At 39.9% G+C, this 16982-nt stretch carries 19 protein-coding genes and 1 rRNA gene; 1 reads left to right on the plus strand and 19 read right to left on the minus strand.

Annotated elements, in window-relative coordinates:
* Nucleotides 1-104: 104 nt before the first annotated feature.
* The 8 genes from BIV60_RS03105 to metG form a co-directional block, all read right to left on the minus strand.
* On the minus strand, nt 105-281 hold the full coding sequence (locus BIV60_RS03105; protein WP_071354254.1) for a small, acid-soluble spore protein, alpha/beta type: 177 nt from the start codon (nt 279-281) through the stop codon (nt 105-107).
* A gap of 143 nt (nt 282-424) precedes the next feature.
* On the minus strand, nt 425-688 hold the full coding sequence (gene veg, locus BIV60_RS03110; RefSeq protein WP_071354255.1) for a biofilm formation stimulator Veg: 264 nt from the start codon (nt 686-688) through the stop codon (nt 425-427).
* A 206-nt stretch (nt 689-894) separates the two neighbouring features.
* The gene (gene yabG, locus BIV60_RS03115) at nt 895-1773 is read right to left on the minus strand and encodes a sporulation peptidase YabG (RefSeq protein ID WP_071354256.1); all 879 of its coding nucleotides are present in this window, start codon (nt 1771-1773) and stop codon (nt 895-897) included.
* A 210-nt stretch (nt 1774-1983) separates the two neighbouring features.
* Entirely contained in the window at nt 1984-2862 is an 879-nt protein-coding gene (gene rsmA / locus BIV60_RS03120) for a 16S rRNA (adenine(1518)-N(6)/adenine(1519)-N(6))-dimethyltransferase RsmA (RefSeq protein ID WP_071354257.1), read from the minus strand.
* A complete protein-coding gene (gene rnmV, locus BIV60_RS03125; RefSeq protein ID WP_071354258.1) occupies nt 2855-3415 on the minus strand; it encodes a ribonuclease M5 in 561 nt (186 codons plus the stop codon). Before rnmV ends, rsmA begins: the two co-directional genes overlap by 8 nt.
* 201 nt (nt 3416-3616) lie before the next feature.
* The gene (locus BIV60_RS03130) at nt 3617-4798 is read right to left on the minus strand and encodes a G5 and 3D domain-containing protein (protein WP_071354259.1); all 1182 of its coding nucleotides are present in this window, start codon (nt 4796-4798) and stop codon (nt 3617-3619) included.
* 236 nt (nt 4799-5034) lie between these two features.
* Nucleotides 5035-5802, minus strand: coding sequence for a TatD family hydrolase (locus BIV60_RS03135; protein WP_071354275.1), 768 nt, complete (start codon nt 5800-5802; stop codon nt 5035-5037).
* Nucleotides 5803-6075: 273 nt separating this feature from the next.
* Nucleotides 6076-8034 (minus strand): methionine--tRNA ligase, encoded by a 1959-nt coding sequence (gene metG / locus BIV60_RS03140; RefSeq protein ID WP_071354260.1) that lies wholly within the window; start codon nt 8032-8034, stop codon nt 6076-6078.
* A 477-nt stretch (nt 8035-8511) separates the two neighbouring features.
* On the opposite strand from metG, the gene BIV60_RS03145 reads away from it, so the two are divergent.
* Nucleotides 8512-8796: a transition state genes transcriptional regulator AbrB gene (locus tag BIV60_RS03145; RefSeq protein ID WP_071354261.1), complete on the plus strand. Its 285-nt coding sequence runs from the start codon at nt 8512-8514 to the stop codon at nt 8794-8796.
* Between the two features lie 39 nt (nt 8797-8835).
* Here BIV60_RS03145 and rsmI read toward each other — a convergent pair whose 3' ends face one another.
* The 11 genes from rsmI to rrf all read right to left on the minus strand — a co-directional run bounded on the left by rsmI (nt 8836) and on the right by rrf (nt 16931).
* On the minus strand, nt 8836-9708 hold the full coding sequence (gene rsmI / locus BIV60_RS03150; protein WP_071354262.1) for a 16S rRNA (cytidine(1402)-2'-O)-methyltransferase: 873 nt from the start codon (nt 9706-9708) through the stop codon (nt 8836-8838).
* Nucleotides 9686-9973: a GIY-YIG nuclease family protein gene (locus tag BIV60_RS03155; RefSeq protein ID WP_071354263.1), complete on the minus strand. Its 288-nt coding sequence runs from the start codon at nt 9971-9973 to the stop codon at nt 9686-9688. Before BIV60_RS03155 ends, rsmI begins: the two co-directional genes overlap by 23 nt.
* Nucleotides 9960-10703 carry a tRNA1(Val) (adenine(37)-N6)-methyltransferase gene (locus BIV60_RS03160; RefSeq protein ID WP_071354264.1) on the minus strand — a complete coding sequence of 248 codons (744 nt, stop codon included), beginning with the start codon at nt 10701-10703 and terminating at the stop codon, nt 9960-9962. Before BIV60_RS03160 ends, BIV60_RS03155 begins: the two co-directional genes overlap by 14 nt.
* 53 nt (nt 10704-10756) lie before the next feature.
* A complete protein-coding gene (gene yabA / locus BIV60_RS03165; RefSeq protein WP_071354265.1) occupies nt 10757-11125 on the minus strand; it encodes a DNA replication initiation control protein YabA in 369 nt (122 codons plus the stop codon).
* Between the two features lie 12 nt (nt 11126-11137).
* Nucleotides 11138-11965, minus strand: a complete 828-nt coding sequence (locus BIV60_RS03170; RefSeq protein WP_071354266.1) for a PSP1 domain-containing protein — start codon at nt 11963-11965, stop codon at nt 11138-11140.
* Nucleotides 11958-12965, minus strand: coding sequence for a DNA polymerase III subunit delta' (gene holB / locus BIV60_RS03175; protein ID WP_071354267.1), 1008 nt, complete (start codon nt 12963-12965; stop codon nt 11958-11960). The genes BIV60_RS03170 and holB overlap by 8 nt, the downstream gene beginning before the upstream one ends.
* A 203-nt stretch (nt 12966-13168) precedes the next feature.
* Complete coding sequence (locus BIV60_RS03180; RefSeq protein WP_071354268.1) at nt 13169-13498, minus strand: cyclic-di-AMP receptor; 330 nt, start codon at nt 13496-13498, stop codon at nt 13169-13171.
* 387 nt (nt 13499-13885) lie between these two features.
* Entirely contained in the window at nt 13886-14521 is a 636-nt protein-coding gene (gene tmk / locus BIV60_RS03185; RefSeq protein WP_071354269.1) for a dTMP kinase, read from the minus strand.
* Nucleotides 14522-14539: 18 nt separating this feature from the next.
* The gene (locus BIV60_RS03190; RefSeq protein WP_071354270.1) at nt 14540-15970 is read right to left on the minus strand and encodes an aminotransferase class I/II-fold pyridoxal phosphate-dependent enzyme; all 1431 of its coding nucleotides are present in this window, start codon (nt 15968-15970) and stop codon (nt 14540-14542) included.
* A 184-nt stretch (nt 15971-16154) separates the two neighbouring features.
* A complete protein-coding gene (locus BIV60_RS03195) occupies nt 16155-16367 on the minus strand; it encodes a sigma factor G inhibitor Gin (RefSeq protein ID WP_071354271.1) in 213 nt (70 codons plus the stop codon).
* A gap of 448 nt (nt 16368-16815) precedes the next feature.
* Nucleotides 16816-16931: ribosomal RNA gene (gene rrf, locus BIV60_RS03200) — 5S ribosomal RNA — on the minus strand.
* Nucleotides 16932-16982 lie beyond the last annotated feature (51 nt).

Here is a 16982-nt window from a genome sequence, read left to right on the forward strand (position 1 = left end):
TGAAAAAGACCAGGGAGTTTCCGTCCCTGGCCTGACCGTGGTGAATTATCGGTTTAAACTGACTTCAGAAAGATATCGATTTCTGGGTTTTAACTCGCAATTCGTTACCGTTTGTTTATCAGCTGTTGTTCGGCAAGCTCGATGGCACGTTTCACCATATTTCCCGCATCACGAGCCTTTATGCCACCCCAGCCTTCTTTTTGAACTACATCATAAAAGCCCAGCTCTTTTGCAAGCTCTTCTTTAAATCGATCGGACATGATGCCTCTTCTTCTGCCCATCTAAACAACCCCTTTCTTCACGCACGGTATGTTTAGTATGTATAAAATTCGGATCTTTCATGTTAGCTATAATCATCCATATAAATTTTCGGAGAAAGCAAAAAGCAGTAAACCTTTGTTTACCGCTCACCATTGCTTATATGTTAGCTTAAAGCTAAATGTCCTGATGCATCTTCATAGAAGGTGATTTGAACGGTCTCAGTTAATACATCTGCATAGCTGTATGAAACACGTTCAAAAGCATTTTCATCTTGATCCAACTCAATGACAAATACTGAAGGGTATGTTTCCGCTAAAACACCGGAGCGCTCAATGGTTTTTCTGCGTCCTCCGTTTGCCTTAAGTAATAATCTTTTCCCTAAATTTGAGTCAAGAGCCTTTTTAATATCGGCTAAGGTTTTTGGCATTCGGTCCACCTCACTATGTAAAAGTATACCACGCAAACGCAATTTAGTCAAACAAAATATAAAATTATATCAGGACGATAAAAAGATTGTCAACATTTTTTCTTCTACTTTTTCTTCTAAATTTCAACATTTCTATAGTTTCCTTATCCTGCCTGGAATATGTATCAATCATAAAAAAAAGCCTTTTGAGTTAAAAAGGCTTTTTCTTATTCTTCAGGAACTGGATTATACGGCATTCCAGTCCGTAAAACTCCCCTTGTTTCAATTCCGCCTAATCCCTTCTCACCCGTCAATGTATTTCTTAGCACATCCCAGACATTAATTCGTTCCATAAAGGGAGTGAAGCTGATTTTTGCCACGATATACACAGGGTCAAGTGCATGAATATTAATTCTTGAAGGCGAGCTGGCAAAATTGGCCCCCGCATGTATTAGCGATTCAAAATGGGATTGGCAAGCGCCTGCAAAAATAACAAGTTGATCTAAATGCGGTATTTTTCTGCGTGCCTCCCGTACAGTCTGGGCAAAATGTTTAGAATGGCGGTATGCATTGATATCATTCATTTTTCCTTTTGCTTTTGAATAGGCATCATGTCCTGTGATGACAAGAATGTCTGGACGGTAATAATCGATAAATTGGCCAATTTTTTCAGGCATTTCTTTTTCATTACAATGAATCCCCGTAACCGGAATACCGATTTTATCGTATAAGTCCATACATTTCTTTAAATAGTTTGGATCGCCATCTAAATGAAGAACCTTACCGGGAATTTGAAAGTAATTAAATGATTTGGCATATCCATCTGTTGCCGTATATTCCTGCCTGTGTTTCAATAATTCAACATCTTGTGTAAAAAGCCGGTAAGATTGTTCTTCAAGGGTACGAAATTCCTGTGTCATCCTCATTCTGTCCGTTTGGTTTATGGGGATTAGATCGTAATAGGGCGCATCAGCAATTAAGCGGAAATCCTCCCCATAGAGAATGGCAATCTTTTTGCCATTGTTTTCCCGAATATCGATAATTCTGAAGAGAATATCGCAATTATGTGATTGTCTGCCGACAACATCCATTAATTTTAAATCCATTGCTGTCACTCCAATAAGACCAGCAAATAAGGCCTTCCAAATAAAGTTCCTTTGATAGGCTATGCAAAAAACGGCAGTTTTGTGACGGAATGGAGTAGTGGCTTCCGGAACCTAGTAGGGGATAGGTGGTATTGGGGACACTTGGTCTTATTTCCCGCTGGTTTTGTTCCCGATAACACCTAAACAAAAAAAGACCCCCTTAGAGGCCTTCTACTTGAAATATGGTAATAATGCATCGCTTAGCCGTCCGAATTCTTCCAACGATAGCGTTTCACCTCTTCTGGAGGGTTCAATCTCGCAGCTAGACAACGCTTCAAGAATTTGTTCTTTTTTCAACTTGCCTTCAGGCAGCTGGCTGGTTAAATTATTCAATATTGTTTTTCTCCTTTGGGCAAAGCTTGCTTTGGTTACTTGAAAAAAGAATCCCTCATCTTTCACCGCAACTGCAGGTGAACTCCGCCTCGTCAGTCGAATCACAGCAGAATCTACATTAGGCTGAGGCACAAACACAGTTTTTGGTACAATCATTACTGTTTCCGCTTCCGTATAATACTGAACCGCTATTGAGAGCGAGCCATAATCTTTTGTACCAGGAGATGCTGAAATTCGGTCTGCTACCTCCTTTTGGAGCATAACAACAATTCCACGAATCGGCAGCTGCTCCTCAAGGATTTTCATAATAATCGGTGTTGTTACATAATACGGCAAATTGGCAACCACCATGAGATCATTCATGGATGGGAATTCTTCCTCAATTACCTTTTCCACATCTGCCTTTAATACATCCTGGTGAATAACTTTTACGTTGGAGTATGGACCCAGGGTTTCTTTCAAGATAGGCAGCAAACGCTGGTCAATTTCAAAGGCAACCACCTTATTGCTGCTACGGGCAAGCTGTTCCGTTAAGGCACCAATACCAGGGCCAATTTCAATTGCACCTGAATCCTCAGTCAAATTTGCAAACTCAACGATTTTTTTTAAAATATTTGTATCAATTAAGAAGTTTTGCCCCAGGCTCTTCTTAAAAGAAAAGCCGTATTTCTCCAGTATGGCCCTTGTTCGAACAGGGGTCGCAATATCTTTATTCATTTTTTTCCTCCTGAAGCACGACGGATAGTGCTTGTGCGAATTCCTGCTTACTGATTTGAAACATCATTAAGCGCTTATGTAACTGTTTCCCATTTGTGTAGCCAATTTTTAGAAGTTTACCAAGCTTGATTCGGCGGTCCTTGGAACCTTCGCCGCCAATTAGGCCAGCTGTAACTAAATCCTCTTGGGTAATTTCTTCAGCAATGGTTTCATGCATCATTTGAGCGTCCTTTAGAGCTTCCATAATTGCCTTCGGATGGGCATGTTCTACACCGACCCCTTTCCCATTCCTAGCAATTGCTACTTCTTTTGGTAAAAAAGCGTGTTTGCACCCCGGAACTTTCTCTGCAATTGTTTTTCTAATTTTTTCACCCGGAAAATCCGGGTCGGTAAAAATGATCACGCCCCGTGTTTCCTGGGCACGCCTTACTTTTTCGATGGTGGCTTGATTTACTGCAGAGCCGTTTGTTTCAATTGTATCCGCATCGACAGCCCTTTTAATGGCGGTCGTATCATCCTTGCCCTCTACCACAATTATCTCTTTAATTTTCATTTTTTCCTCCACGAAACAAAAAAACTAATAAATTGAAAAAAACTTGAAACATTTTTGTAATGTTCATCGTCTATATAATTGAAAACCAACATACATTTTAGTAAAGAATTAATATAAAAAAACTCCAAGCATTCGTTGTTAGTATATATAAATTTGCGAAAAAAGCAAAATGCAGAGGACTGACCCTCTGCACCTGAAAAATTAATTCAAGACTTTAATTTTTACCTTCCTCACACCCCAGCTGTACGCTTGCGTTCTAGATGGGAAGAATAAATCTATTTTGTATCCTTTAATAGCTCCACCAGTGTCAGCCGCTACAGCATAGCCGTAGCCTTCCACAAACACCTTTGTTCCAAGCGGAATGATACTCGGATCAACAGCAACCACTTTTACATTTGGATTTGCCCGCAGGTTAATCCCGGTTGCAGTCCTTCCTGAACAGCCATTACAATCTGCAGTATATGCCGTGGTACTTACATAGAACTCTTGACCGGTCTCGTTTTCACCACGGGAAACTTGTAAGTCTAACTCCTTTGTTCCGACAGCCACAATCTTATCCTGCTTCTCTTTAAGCTTCTGTTCACGAATTAGTTCTCTTGAAACTTCTTTACCATTTTCATAGAAAACCTCAAATTCTCTTGAAACAAGTCCTTTCTGGCCTTCCCTGACAGTCTTTTCTTTGCCATTAGCAAGACTCTCATCTTTCTTAGTGATTACGGCAAAATGAACTGGTTCTTCCACTACATCGGTGACTTTTTCTACCCGAATAACGTGAATCTCATCATTCTTTTTGATCGTCGCAGTTAATGATGGTTCAACTCGGTCTAATGTATTTAGTTTAATCGCTTGTTGTTTTAAAAAGTCAGCGACCGTAGTCGAAGCGGACCATACTTGTTTCTTTTTTCCACCATCCACGTATGTAAGATGAAAAGCAGATTGAATATTAATTTTCATCCTGTCTTTAATCGATTTCTGCGGCTTAGGCAGCACTTGATCATGTTCCTTTAACGTAATATTCCGATTTTTTAGAAGCCCAGCAACCGTATCGGCTGTTGTCCATACCGTTTTCTTCTCGTTGTCTTTCACAATAGTAACCTGTTTTGCTTGTTTCCAGACAATTTTCTGATTATCTTTCAAATTGCTGTTTTTAGCCGGAAACAAGTAGTCTTGAGAGCTAATCTCTAACCCCAGCTCGTCAAATACTTCTCTGACGGTATCTGCATGTGTTTTTACGATTCTTTCTTGCCCATTTAGTGTCATTGCCACTGTTTTCTTTGACCCTTCAAACAGAACGAAACCAAAAGTACCGGCAAAAACTACTAAACTAGCTAACACAATCGGCCATTTCTTCTTGCTCACAGACCTGGAAATCAGGTTTTTCATGTTTTTGAATACGATGAAAAACGCCTCCCTTTCTTGGAGAAAATATTGAGAACCACGCTGTCGGCTGTCAACCCTTGCATTCCTGTGAACGTATTTCTAATTATGCATTTGGTTGAATGGAATGCAAAGGAAAACTTATCGACATGGTCATCCTATTCCTGAAAGGAGACGTGTAGAACTTTTTGTTTTCAGAAAAAATTTGGACAAGTTTCTCCCTGCTGCGACAGTATTTTCTGTCAGTTTATGCCGAATAATTTTTTTGCATTATTCGTGGTCGCACCCGCCACTTCTTCTAATGGTAAGCCCTTTATTTCAGCAATTTGCTCCGCAACAAGTTTGACATACCCTGGCTCATTCCTTTTTCCGCGGTAAGGATGCGGCGCTAAATAAGGGCAATCCGTTTCAATTAAAAGTTTATCTAATGGAATTTCAGCCGCCACTTCTTTTGGCTTTTTAGCATTTTTAAACGTAACAGGACCACCAAGAGAGATATAGAAGTTCATTTTTACACATTCCTTCGCTACCTCAGGGCTTCCGCTAAAACAGTGCATGATGCCCCCGACTTCTTCTGCTCCCTCTTCTTTTAAAATTCCAACAATATCTGCCGTTGCTTCGCGATTATGGATGACAATAGGGAGCTTCACTCTTTTTGCTAGTCTAATTTGTTTACGAAATACCTCTTTCTGAATTTCCTTTGGAGACTTGTCCCAATGATAGTCCAACCCCATTTCACCTATGGCGACAACCTTTGGATGTGCGGCCAAGTCTTCAATCCATTGCAAATCTTGGTCCGTCATATCAATGGCATCAACTGGATGCCAGCCTACGCACGCATAGATGAAATCATATGTATCTGCTAAAACCATTGCCTTTTCAATGGTTGGGCGGTCAAAACCGACAACCACCATATTGGATACACCTGCTTCCTGCGCTCGTAAAATAACCTCCTGCAAATCCTCGTTATATTGTTCATCATTTAAATGTGCATGTGTGTCGAATAACATCATAAAACTCCTTGTCATAAAAAGGTTAATAAAATAGAAATGCTTCGAAAATTGTTTCACGTGAAACGTTCTTAAAGCAAAAGAGCCTTTAATCAGGCTCTTTTTTAAGAGATAGGAAAGTATAAGTTTTGACTTCGAGAATTGTCCAGCTCCAGCGCCTAGCCCCTCGAGGTCACAAGCCAATCCGTCCAAAAGGTTAAAGAACAACCTTTCGGCCGGCTTTTCTTGTGCTATGCCTGAGGCTGAGCAAGGCGCTTCCACTTTTCTTATACTTTATTTCACTTTCGCTCCATTCGGCAATGTTTGATCAACAGTCGCAAGTGATAATTGTCCGTCTTTGGAGCCTGCCAAAATCATTCCTTGAGATAGTTCGCCGCGAAGTTTCACAGGCTTAAGGTTGGTAATACAAATAACCTTTCTTCCTACTAATTCCTCTGGTTTATAGTATTGAGCGATTCCAGAAACCACTTGGCGCTTTTCATATCCCAGGTCAAGCTGCAATTTTAAAAGCTTATCAGCCTTTTTAACCGGCTCAGCTTGAATGACCTCAGCCACACGCAAGTCAATTTTCATAAAATCATCGATTGCGATTTCCGTAAGTTCTTCCGGCTTTTCTTCCTTCTTTTCCTCTGCCGCAGGTGCAGTGCCACCTTGCATTTTTGCTTTAATAAATTCCACCTCATCAGCAATTTCAAGACGCGGGAAAAGCGGAGCATCCTTTTGAACCTTTGTTCCACTTGGAATTAATCCAAACTTATCAAGGCTCTCCCATGCTTTAAGACCCTCATCGGTAATTCCTAATTGACTAAAAATCCCATTCGGTGTCCGGGTTAAAAATGGTTGAAGAAGAATCGCAATTCTGCGTAATGACTCAGCTAAGTGCACCATTACACTCGCAAGCTCATCTTTATGACTTTCATCTTTCGCAAGTGCCCATGGCTGTGTCTCATCAATATATTTATTCGTCCGGCTTACTAATTGCCAAAGTGATGTTAAGGCTACTGAAAACTCCATTTTCTCCATTGCCTCTTCATATTTGGCTACCGTCTCCTGATTTACCTGGAGCAACGCTGCATCAAATTCACCAACCGAGCCGGCATACCCAGGAATGACACCTGCAAAGTATTTTTCAATCATCGCAACCGTACGGTTCAACAGATTTCCCAGATCATTCGCCAGGTCAAAATTAATTCTTTCGACAAATCCCTCAGGTGTGAAAACGCCGTCGGCACCAAACGGAACTTCTCTTAGCAAATAATAACGAAGTGCATCAAGGCCATAACGGTCAATTAAGGTAACAGGATCGACCACATTCCCTTTTGATTTTGACATTTTCCCGTCTTTCATTAACAGCCAGCCGTGGGCAAAAACTTTTTTCGGAAGTGGAACATCTAGCGCCATTAACATAATTGGCCAGTAAATGGTATGGAAGCGGACAATTTCCTTTCCGACAAGATGTACATCTGCCGGCCAGTAATTTAAATATTTACTGTCATGTTCTGTTCCATAACCAAGTGCTGTAATATAGTTTGATAGCGCATCTATCCAAACATAAATGACATGCTTCGGATCTCCCGGTACTTTAATCCCCCAATCAAACGTTGTTCGGGAAACGGCTAAATCCTCCAAGCCCGGTTTGATAAAGTTGTTAATCATTTCATTTTTTCGAGACTCTGGCTGGATGAAATCAGGATTTTCTTCATAGTATCGCAAAAGCCTGTCAACATATTTACTCATTCTAAAAAAGTAAGATTCTTCTTTTACTTTTTCAACAGGTCTGCCACAGTCCGGGCAGTTTCCATCCACAAGCTGGCGGTCCGTAAAAAACGATTCACAAGGTGTACAATACCAGCCTTCATATTGATCTAAATAAATATCTCCCTGCTCCAGCAGCCTTGCAAAGATTTTTTCGACAATTTGCTTATGCCTTTCTTGCGTTGTCCGGATAAAATCATCATAAGAGATATCGAGTTTTTTCCATAATTCTTGGATTCCTGAGACAATTTCATCAACATAGGCTTGAGGTGTGATTCCCTTTTCTTCAGCTTTACGCTGAATCTTTTGACCATGTTCATCTGTTCCCGTTAAGTACATTACATCATAGCCGCGCATCCGCTTATAACGTGCCATTGCATCCCCTGCAACAGTCGTATATGCATGTCCAATATGTAAATTTCCGCTTGGATAATAAATCGGTGTTGTAATATAAAACGTTTTTAATTTTTCCTCCATCTTTTACCCCTCCTTAAATAGGCAAAACTTAAACTCTACTTATCCATTATTGCCCTTTTTTACCCTCTTATATCATCAAAATATACCGAAAAACTTTCTATTGTGCAACAAACCTACAACCTATGGAAATTTACTAATTCTATTATCCCAAATGACCGCCATAAAAGTCGAATATTCTGCGAAGAATATGAGGGATAAAAAGTAGGTTTATGTAGAATTTTGTCGAATTGTCGAATATAATAAAACATATTTAATTTACATCACAATTATATTATTAAAACTGAAAAACTGAATAAACATTCAGTAAAACCTTGTTAAACCAACCTTTATTGTAAAATGTAAAATTTCCCTTTTTTTTCGCAAATAAAATAATTGACGAATTTGGGAATGGCTGGTATTATAAAGTTGTAAAAAAATTGTCGAATAATGACGAAGAAATAAATAGAGAAAAACAAATTGAGAGGAGAATAGAAACACATGAAATCTACAGGTATTGTTCGTAAAGTTGATGAATTAGGACGCGTAGTTATTCCAATCGAATTAAGACGTACACTTGGTATTGCAGAAAAGGATGCTCTTGAGATCTATGTGGATGATGATCGTATTATCCTAAAAAAATATAAGCCAAACATGACTTGCCAAGTAACAGGGGAAGTTTCTGATGATAACCTGGCTCTTGCCGGCGGTAAATTAATTCTTAGCCGTGAAGGTGCCGAACAATTATTAAAAGAAATCCAAGATTCATTTGAGGCAGTAAAATAATTGACAAAAGCTCCAGACATGATGTCCTGGAGCTTTTTATTAATCAATATGATACATTTGATATACGTCACGTTTGTTTAAGCCACGGTCCTTTGCTGTTTGTTTAATGGCCTCCTTGGAAGGAATATCTTTAAGTGTTATATAGTGGTTTACATGTTCCTCAATCGTTAAATGCTCCCACCAAGTACTTGTTTCTTCCTCCACCCGCTCACCGCCTTCAACAATCAAACAGAATTCTCCGCGCACCTCATCCTGATTAGCCCACTCCACTGCTTCTTGAATACTGCCTCTGATAAATTCCTCATATTTTTTCGTTAATTCTCTGCATAAGGATATTTTTCTATCACCGAGGATTTCCAGCATTATGGCTAATGTTTCTTTTAGACGATGAGGGGATTCATAGAAAATCATCGTTGCTTCTTGACGTTTTAAGTCTTCTAATTCCTTCTTTTTATCTTTCTTATTACGATTTAAAAAACCATAAAAATAGAAGGGCTGGGTTATTAGCCCGGAAGCGATCAAGGAAGTGAGTGCCGCATTTGCACCGGGTAAAGGAACCACCGTTAACTTTTCTGCGATAACAGCCGTAACAAGTTCATAGCCGGGATCGGAGATGGTTGGCATTCCTGCATCGCTGACAAGAGCAATTTTCAAGCCTTCCTTAATCTTTAAAATCAATTTTTCTCCGCTTGCTTCCTTATTATGTTCATGATAGCTGACCACAGGAGTGGTAATTTCAAAGTAATTGCACAGTTTTTTTGTATTTCGTGTGTCCTCAGCTGCAATCAAGTCCGCTTCTTTTAACATTCTAATAGCACGAACGCTCATATCTTCCAGATTTCCGATAGGGGTTGGCACAAGATAAAGAATCCCCTTTTGTTCTTCGTTTTCAAAGCTCTTCTGCTGCCACATCATAACCACCTGTTTCCCTAAGTAAAAACTCTATTTTTTTTTTCCTTGTTAACTGTTTAAATTGATACTCCGCTTTTAGGGCATCACTCTGATTATCATAAGTTTTAAAGAATGTTAAGGATAATGGCCCTCTCCCCCGGGTATATTTTGCTCCTTTCCCTTCCTTATGGAGCTTTAGCCGGCGGTTGAGGTTATTTGTATATCCCCCATAGAAGCTTCCATCCCCGCAAGTCAAAACATAAAAGAAGTGATCATTTGTCTCCATATAAAATCCCTCTTATTTCGGGAGTATATTCATTTTCTTCATTATAGACAATAATCGGAGGTAAAATTTTAAGATCGGGACTTCCATCTTTAATTGCCTCGATTAATAAAGTATTCGCCTCTTTTCCTATCTTCGGATAGACAAATTGAATCCTTTTTGGCTCTAACCGGTATTGCCTCATTAACGTAATGATGTCCATTAATCTGCCTGGGCGATGGACAAAGGCCACCTTCCCTCCTTGCCGGACAAGCTGACTTGAAACACGAATGGCATCCTCCAATGTACAATGGATTTCATGGCGAGCAATGGCCAGGTGCTCATTTAAATTGATTTCACCCGCCTTTGGTGTTACAAAATAAGGTGGATTGCAGGTAACCACATCAAAGTTCCCATGACCCAATTGTTTCGGCATGTCCTTGATGTCGCCGTGAATCATTTTTAACCGGTCCTGAAGGTCATTATATTCAATACTTCTGATTGCCATATCATATAACCGTTCTTGAATTTCCACCCCGGTAATTTTTCCTTTTGTTCTAGCGCTTAAAAACAAAGGGATTACACCATTCCCGCTGCACAAATCCACTAGATTTCCCTTTTGAATTGGGACATAGACAAACCTTGCCAGCAGAACAGCATCGAGGGAAAAGGCAAAAACAGACGGACTTTGAATAATTCGTAAATCCTCTGCTAATAAATAATCAAGTCGTTCATCATCCTTTAAATTAACCATTCAAATCACCTAACTTATAAAAATAGCCTTCCTTATGGCAGGAAGGCCGATTCTTATTTTTTATTAAGAAAAGATAGGCAAAACAAGCAATCCCCTTCTTTACGTAAGCTTCCAAAATGGAGATTGCAAATATGAAACCCTTCCTGGTAAAGACGTGCAAGGTTATCATATCCTTCACCAATATCAAAGGACTTATCGTTCGTTTGGGTTGGAGCTGTCCCTTTCTTATTGGTAACTTCCTTCTTTCCCTTTTCCGTGGTCACATCTAAACGGCGCCTTAGATGCTCATTTTCCAGCTTTAAATAATGATTTTCTTCTATTATCTCAGCCAGATGCTGCTTTAATTCTCCAAGCTGTTGGTAAAGCTGGCCAATTTGTGTTTCCATATTACTTACTGAATCAAATATCTCTTTTTTATCCACGGCGTACACCTCTTAATCTGTGGATTGTATCGAAAAGGCACCTTCTTTAATGATTTCATCCAAAGTATACTCGAGAACCCGTTCGTGTCCCTTTAGCTCCACCTGAAGGACCCGTTCTAAGATATTTAATCCTACCACTTTTCCTTCTCCATGGGGAGTAACAATCATTTCACCGATATCCGGCAGCTGCTCCTTGGCTGACTCATATTCATCATTTTCATATTTTAAACAGCACATTAGCCTGCCGCAAAGGCCGGATATTTTCGTAGGATTTAAGGATAGGTTTTGATCCTTTGCCATTTTAATCGATACCGGATCAAAATCACCTAGGAAGGTAGAGCAGCATAGCATCCTTCCACAAGGCCCAATTCCACCGAGCATTTTCGCTTCATCCCGGACACCAATTTGTCTGAGTTCAATCCTTGTGCGAAAAATTGCTGCTAAATCCTTTACAAGCTCCCTGAAATCAACTCTTCCATCGGCAGTAAAATAAAAGATGATTTTATTGCGGTCAAATGTATATTCAACATCCACCAACTTCATATCCAGCTGATGTTCATTCACTTTTTCATTACATGTTTCGTATGCTTCCTGTGCTGCCTGTTTATTTTCCTCAACAATCATTCGATCCTTTTGATCAGCAGTTCTTACTACCTTTTTAAGCGGAAGAACGACATCGTGCTCCTCTACTGTTTTTTTGGCAATAACCGCTTTGCCATATTCGACACCTCGAACTGTTTCGACGATCACAAAGTCATCCTTCTGAACCTCTAGCTCTCCAGGATCAAAATAATAGATTTTCCCCGCTTTTTTAAAGCGTACTCCTACAACATCATACAAACGAAGATCCCTCCTGCAATTTTAACACAAGCTGTTCCATCATTAGCTGAGGATTCATATTAGCCGCAAGCTTCTTCTTTGCTTCAAGAATAGCTGACATTTGATCGGTTAAGCGCCGTCTAGATGCCTGCAGGGCAAATTGTTTTAGCCGTGCACTCTCTTCGATAAAAACAATTTGCTCCTGCTTGTCTAGCTGAATATATAGTAAATCTTTAAAAATAAGAAGTAATAGATCTAAACCACGATTAATCTGTTCTTTCTCTTTAAAGTGAGGAAACCAATCCCCTTGGAGCATAATCATTGCCTCCAGGGGATTTTTCTTCAACACTTCATATAATTTTACCACGATTTTTTGGGCTTGTGCAAACCAATCATCACTATTAAGTGTTATTGCCTCTTCAAGACTATTCGTCAATTGGGCAAGGAGTGGTGCCTTCATTGGGTCAATCCCATTTTCAATCAATTGTTTCACCATTGCCTGTGGAGATAAAGGCTGAAAGGTTAATACCTGACACCTGGATAGAATGGTAGGCAGGATTTTCTGTGGCTGCTCGGTTAACAGGAAGGCGGTCGTTTGGGCACTTGGTTCTTCAAGAAACTTTAACAAGCCGTTTGAGGCACTGATGCTCATTTTATCAGCATGAATAAGCAGGTAGACTTTTTTAAGAGATTCAACCCCTTTTTTTGAAAACTCTACTTGCAAGTTTCTTATTTGCTCCACTTTTATTGACTGTCCATCGGGTTCCACGATATGCACATCAGGGTGGTTTCCATGATTAATCCGTTTACAATTCTTACAGGTCTCACATGGTTTATACCCATCGATGAGGGATTCACAAAAAAGAGCCTTTGTATATAAAAGCGCTATCTCACTTTTGCCTGTCCCTCTAATGCCTTCTAGTAAATATGCATGGGCAACTCGGTGTTTCTGTATACTGTTTTTAATCATTTTTAAGACAGTTGGCTGTACCTCTTCCAGCTGATCCCATGTTTTTACCAATTTAATCACTCACTTCTGCTTTTTGCTGTGTTAAATGTGCATGTTAATTTGCGCTCCAGGCACTTCGCTTTCCGCGAGCGGTCCGGGGAGCCTCCTAGGCGCTTCAGCGCCTGCGGGGTCTCCCCAGTTCCGTACTCCCTCAGGAGTCTCGCGCCTTCCGCTCCAATTAATATCGTTACATGGCCTTTAACATAGCCCTATTTTTAAAAATGGATGAACTGCTCGATTGGAAGGACGAAGACAGTTGCTCCTCCCACTTCTACCTCAACAGGATAGGGAACATAGGAGTCAGCATTTCCTCCCATTGGCGAAACCGGGGCTACTAACTGATCACGTGCCCTGCAGTTGTCCTTAATAATTTGAAGAGCTCGATCGACACGAATATCTTCTGTACCAATCATGAATGTGGTATTACCTGATTTTAAAAATCCACCTGTACTCGCAAGCTTAGTCGCACGGAAATTATTCTCTACCAAAGCTTTTGATAAACGATTACTATCTTGGTCTTGAACAACTGCAATAATTAGTTTCATTTTTTTCACCCTTTCAACTATTGATTCCGACTTTCTTTTCTATAATTATAACAGGTATTAAGTGTCATGACATAATAGAAAAGCGGAAACGCCTTCGGAACAAGCACAGCTTGTTCCTGCGATGATTATTCTGAGAAGCTTTCCTTAGTGTTCAGCCCCGACAAGGCTTTAGGTCCGGACGGTGAAGTCGTTCTTTGACTTCATCGGCATGCCTACACCATTGAATTTGCATCATTGCAGGCATGCGACGAGGTGAACAGTACTTCCTCGAATTCGCTTTGCCGCAGGAGCAGGAAAGCAACCTAGGAAAAAAGCAGTTCATTTTTTCCCTCGAGGGGCTAGGCGCTGGAGCTGGATAATTCCCAAAGTTTAAGTTTAAAAAAAGCCTTAACCTCTAGGCTTCATCTCTTCTAATTTATCCTTTATGATGTGAATGGTTTTTTCAAATACCTCTTCCAGCGTCTCTGACGCATCTATTTTTACCATCCTGTCCGAGAAGCGTTCCAAAATGATATAGTAACCATCCCTAACCTTTTGATGGAATTCAAGGTCTTCTAAATCCAAACGATTGATTTCCCGTCCTTTATTTTTATTAATTCGTTTTAATCCTACTTCCGGTTCGATGTCGAAGTAAATCGTTAAATCAGGCATCATATTCTCAATGGCAAACTGGTTAATATTCAGTACCTCATCAATCCCCAGCCCGCGTGCATACCCTTGATAGGCTAAAGAGCTATCAACAAACCGGTCACAAAAAACAACTTTTCCCTCCTCTAACGCAGGCTTGACCTTTTCAATCAGATGCTGTCTTCGTGCTGCTGCATACAACAAAGCTTCTGTCCGCGGGTCCATCGCTGTATTTTCTTTATTTAATATGACATTTCTAATTTGTTCCGCTATATCAATTCCGCCTGGTTCCCTTGTCAGCATGGCATCCTCAAATTGTTGTGCAACCATATTTATGATGGTTGTCTTTCCCGCACCATCCGGCCCTTCAAATGTAATAAAAATACCCTTCTTCATGAAAAAAACCTCCAAAACCTATCTTAAGATGTCATACACTTTAATTTGACCATTTTCTAAAAGGCTGCCGCCCTGAAATCGTGCTCCATGCTCGACTAATTTTTTTAAATTGCTTATCTGTTCCTTACCAATCCGTTCTCCCTTCAACAGTAGAGGAATACCTGGAGGATAGGGAATAATTGTTTCTGCAGACACTTGGCCAACAGCTTCTAAGAGAGGTAATTTTTTCTCCTCTAAATCTTCCATTTTTTCATAGGGAATAGCCAGTCCAGATATTTTTTGTTCAAATATCGGGGGTTCTACTTTTCCCTCATTGTTTGTAATCCCCTTTAACACTTGTTGAATTCTTTCTAATGTTTCCTCCAAAGGGTAGATTTGATTTTCCTTCAGTAAAGGGAGAATCATCAGTACATTATAGGAATCAGCCAGTTCCGTAAAAATCCCCTGCTCTTCCAATTTGCTTTGAAGCTCAAACCCACTTAGATGACTAATTGATTGAATGGTTACTTTCAACGGGTCACCTAAATGATTGGGATAGCTTAATACTTTTATACCCTGAATAGCAGAGAGCCGTTCCTTAAATCTATTTATTTCTTTAATTAAATAAGATGCATCTTCTTCCTTATAGGCAGCTAAGAAGTTCCTTGCAGCATCTAATGAAGCCATAATCGGATAAGACGGACTGCTTGATTGAAAAAGTTGGAGGTAGTCCTTGACCTTATTTACATCAACCCGATGGCTATTCATATGCAAAAACGATCCCATCGTCATCGCAGGAAGTGTTTTATGTGCGGATTGAACCACGATGTCTGCCCCAACTTGGACAGCTGAAGGCGGAAAAGGGCTGCCAATAATAAAATGAGGTCCATGCGCCTCATCCACTAGTACCGGAATATTATGTATATGGGCATAGTTTATTATACTTTCTAAATCGTACGCCATTCCGTAATAATTTGGATGGGTTAAAATTAACGCGCTGGCACTGGGATATAAATCAATTGCTTCCCTTATTGTTTCTATAGGAACTCCAGCAGCAACTTTCCACTCATCATTTATCTCCGGTTCTAAAAAAATCGGTTGTACTTTCGCTAATCGTAACCCATTTAATATTGATTTATGACAATTCCGTTGAACAAGTACAAAATCATTTTCATGGCAGGCTGCCATAATCATTGCCAAATTCCCTACTGTCGAACCATTCACAAGGAAAAAACTGTTCTTAGTTTGATATAAATCCTGAAGGAGCTGCTCAGCCTTTAAAATGGCCCCCACCGGTGAGTGCAAATCATCCAATCCGGATAACTCTGTTGCATCGAGTTTGAGAATTTCCTTGTAATAATCTTTTGCAATCATTCCATATTTGTGCCCCGGTACGTGAAAAGAAATGGGCTTTTTATTAATATGTTCTACTAATGCTTGATAAAGCGGCATTTTTTGTTGATTTTCCATTTACGTTACATCCTTCAAAGAGTCTCATTTATTTTAACAAAAAACTACATTCCTTTCCTAATTTCTTAGAAAAAAGTGAAAACATAGCAACCGTTTTTTGGGCACAGGCGATGCCGCTGGGCAATTATCATAGTTAAATGTTGAATTTTCCCCAAAAAAATAAAGTCCTCTTGAAAGGACTTGTTTACGAAAAGATTTCCGGTGTGGTAATCTTTTTTAGCTGTTTTAAAAAGTATTTATATTTTGGGTCATTGGTTTCTGTATTAATTAAGTCTTTTTCGCAATCCATGCAGATAAATGATGTATATAGATGTATGCCTTTCGGTTTTAATTGATTGCAAATTACGCATGTCTCTTCATGATATTTATGTGCTAAACTCAATTTGTCCACCTCCATACACCTATTCTTCCCTTAATTAATAATTGTATACAATTTTTTGAATAGTCTTTTCCAGGCGTTCTTTCTTATTTTATGCCCCTTTTTGAAATTGGGTGTATGTCTATAAGTGATTTCTTTACGTATACTTCGTACTTTTTTGAAGTTTTCCATCTATACTTAAAAAGTAGACTTTGTAGGCCTGGCTTTTGTTTTGCTGGCTCATTCTTTTTTATCCAATGGTTCTGTTAAACTTGGTTGTTGATTTCCGCTCCAGGTGCGAGCGGTTCGCGGGCGGTACGGGGAGCCTCCTCGTCACTTCGCTCCTGCGGGGTCTCCCCTGCCCCGTATTCCCGCAGGAGTCTTCGCACCTTCCGCTCCAATCAACATTGTTCAAAAATCAACATTGTTTTTTAACACAGCCTATCCAATAAAAAAGGACAACCCACATCAGGTTGTCCTTTACTTTGCCTGGCAACGTCCTACTCTCACAGGGGCAAGGCCCCAACTACCATCGGCGCTGAGAAGCTTAACTTCCGTGTTCGGTATGGGAACGGGTGTGACCTTCTCGCCATTATTGCCAGACTATTTACTTGAGGTATCATTCCCTCAAAACTAGATAATACAGAAGAAGTT

It is taken from the genome of Bacillus sp. MUM 116, assembly GCF_001866655.1.
In the GTDB taxonomy this organism is placed as follows: Bacteria; Bacillota; Bacilli; order Bacillales; family Cytobacillaceae; genus Neobacillus.

Excerpts from the sequence above, each read along its gene's own strand:
- BIV60_RS03105 (WP_071354254.1), bottom strand. The coding sequence starts at position 281 with ATGGGCAGAAGAAGAGGCATCATGTCCGATCGATTTAAAGAAGAGCTT.
- veg (WP_071354255.1), bottom strand. The coding sequence starts at position 688 with ATGCCAAAAACCTTAGCCGATATTAAAAAGGCTCTTGACTCAAATTTA.
- yabG (WP_071354256.1), bottom strand. The coding sequence starts at position 1,773 with ATGGATTTAAAATTAATGGATGTTGTCGGCAGACAATCACATAATTGC.
- rsmA (WP_071354257.1), bottom strand. The coding sequence starts at position 2,862 with ATGAATAAAGATATTGCGACCCCTGTTCGAACAAGGGCCATACTGGAG.
- rnmV (WP_071354258.1), bottom strand. The coding sequence starts at position 3,415 with ATGAAAATTAAAGAGATAATTGTGGTAGAGGGCAAGGATGATACGACC.
- BIV60_RS03130 (WP_071354259.1), bottom strand. The coding sequence starts at position 4,798 with ATGAAAAACCTGATTTCCAGGTCTGTGAGCAAGAAGAAATGGCCGATT.
- BIV60_RS03135 (WP_071354275.1), bottom strand. The coding sequence starts at position 5,802 with ATGTTATTCGACACACATGCACATTTAAATGATGAACAATATAACGAG.
- metG (WP_071354260.1), bottom strand. The coding sequence starts at position 8,034 with ATGGAGGAAAAATTAAAAACGTTTTATATTACAACACCGATTTATTAT.
- BIV60_RS03145 (WP_071354261.1), top strand. The coding sequence starts at position 8,512 with ATGAAATCTACAGGTATTGTTCGTAAAGTTGATGAATTAGGACGCGTA.
- rsmI (WP_071354262.1), bottom strand. The coding sequence starts at position 9,708 with ATGTGGCAGCAGAAGAGCTTTGAAAACGAAGAACAAAAGGGGATTCTT.
- BIV60_RS03155 (WP_071354263.1), bottom strand. The coding sequence starts at position 9,973 with ATGGAGACAAATGATCACTTCTTTTATGTTTTGACTTGCGGGGATGGA.
- BIV60_RS03160 (WP_071354264.1), bottom strand. The coding sequence starts at position 10,703 with ATGGTTAATTTAAAGGATGATGAACGACTTGATTATTTATTAGCAGAG.
- BIV60_RS03180 (WP_071354268.1), bottom strand. The coding sequence starts at position 13,498 with ATGAAACTAATTATTGCAGTTGTTCAAGACCAAGATAGTAATCGTTTA.
- tmk (WP_071354269.1), bottom strand. The coding sequence starts at position 14,521 with ATGAAGAAGGGTATTTTTATTACATTTGAAGGGCCGGATGGTGCGGGA.
- BIV60_RS03190 (WP_071354270.1), bottom strand. The coding sequence starts at position 15,970 with ATGGAAAATCAACAAAAAATGCCGCTTTATCAAGCATTAGTAGAACAT.
- BIV60_RS03195 (WP_071354271.1), bottom strand. The coding sequence starts at position 16,367 with ATGGAGGTGGACAAATTGAGTTTAGCACATAAATATCATGAAGAGACA.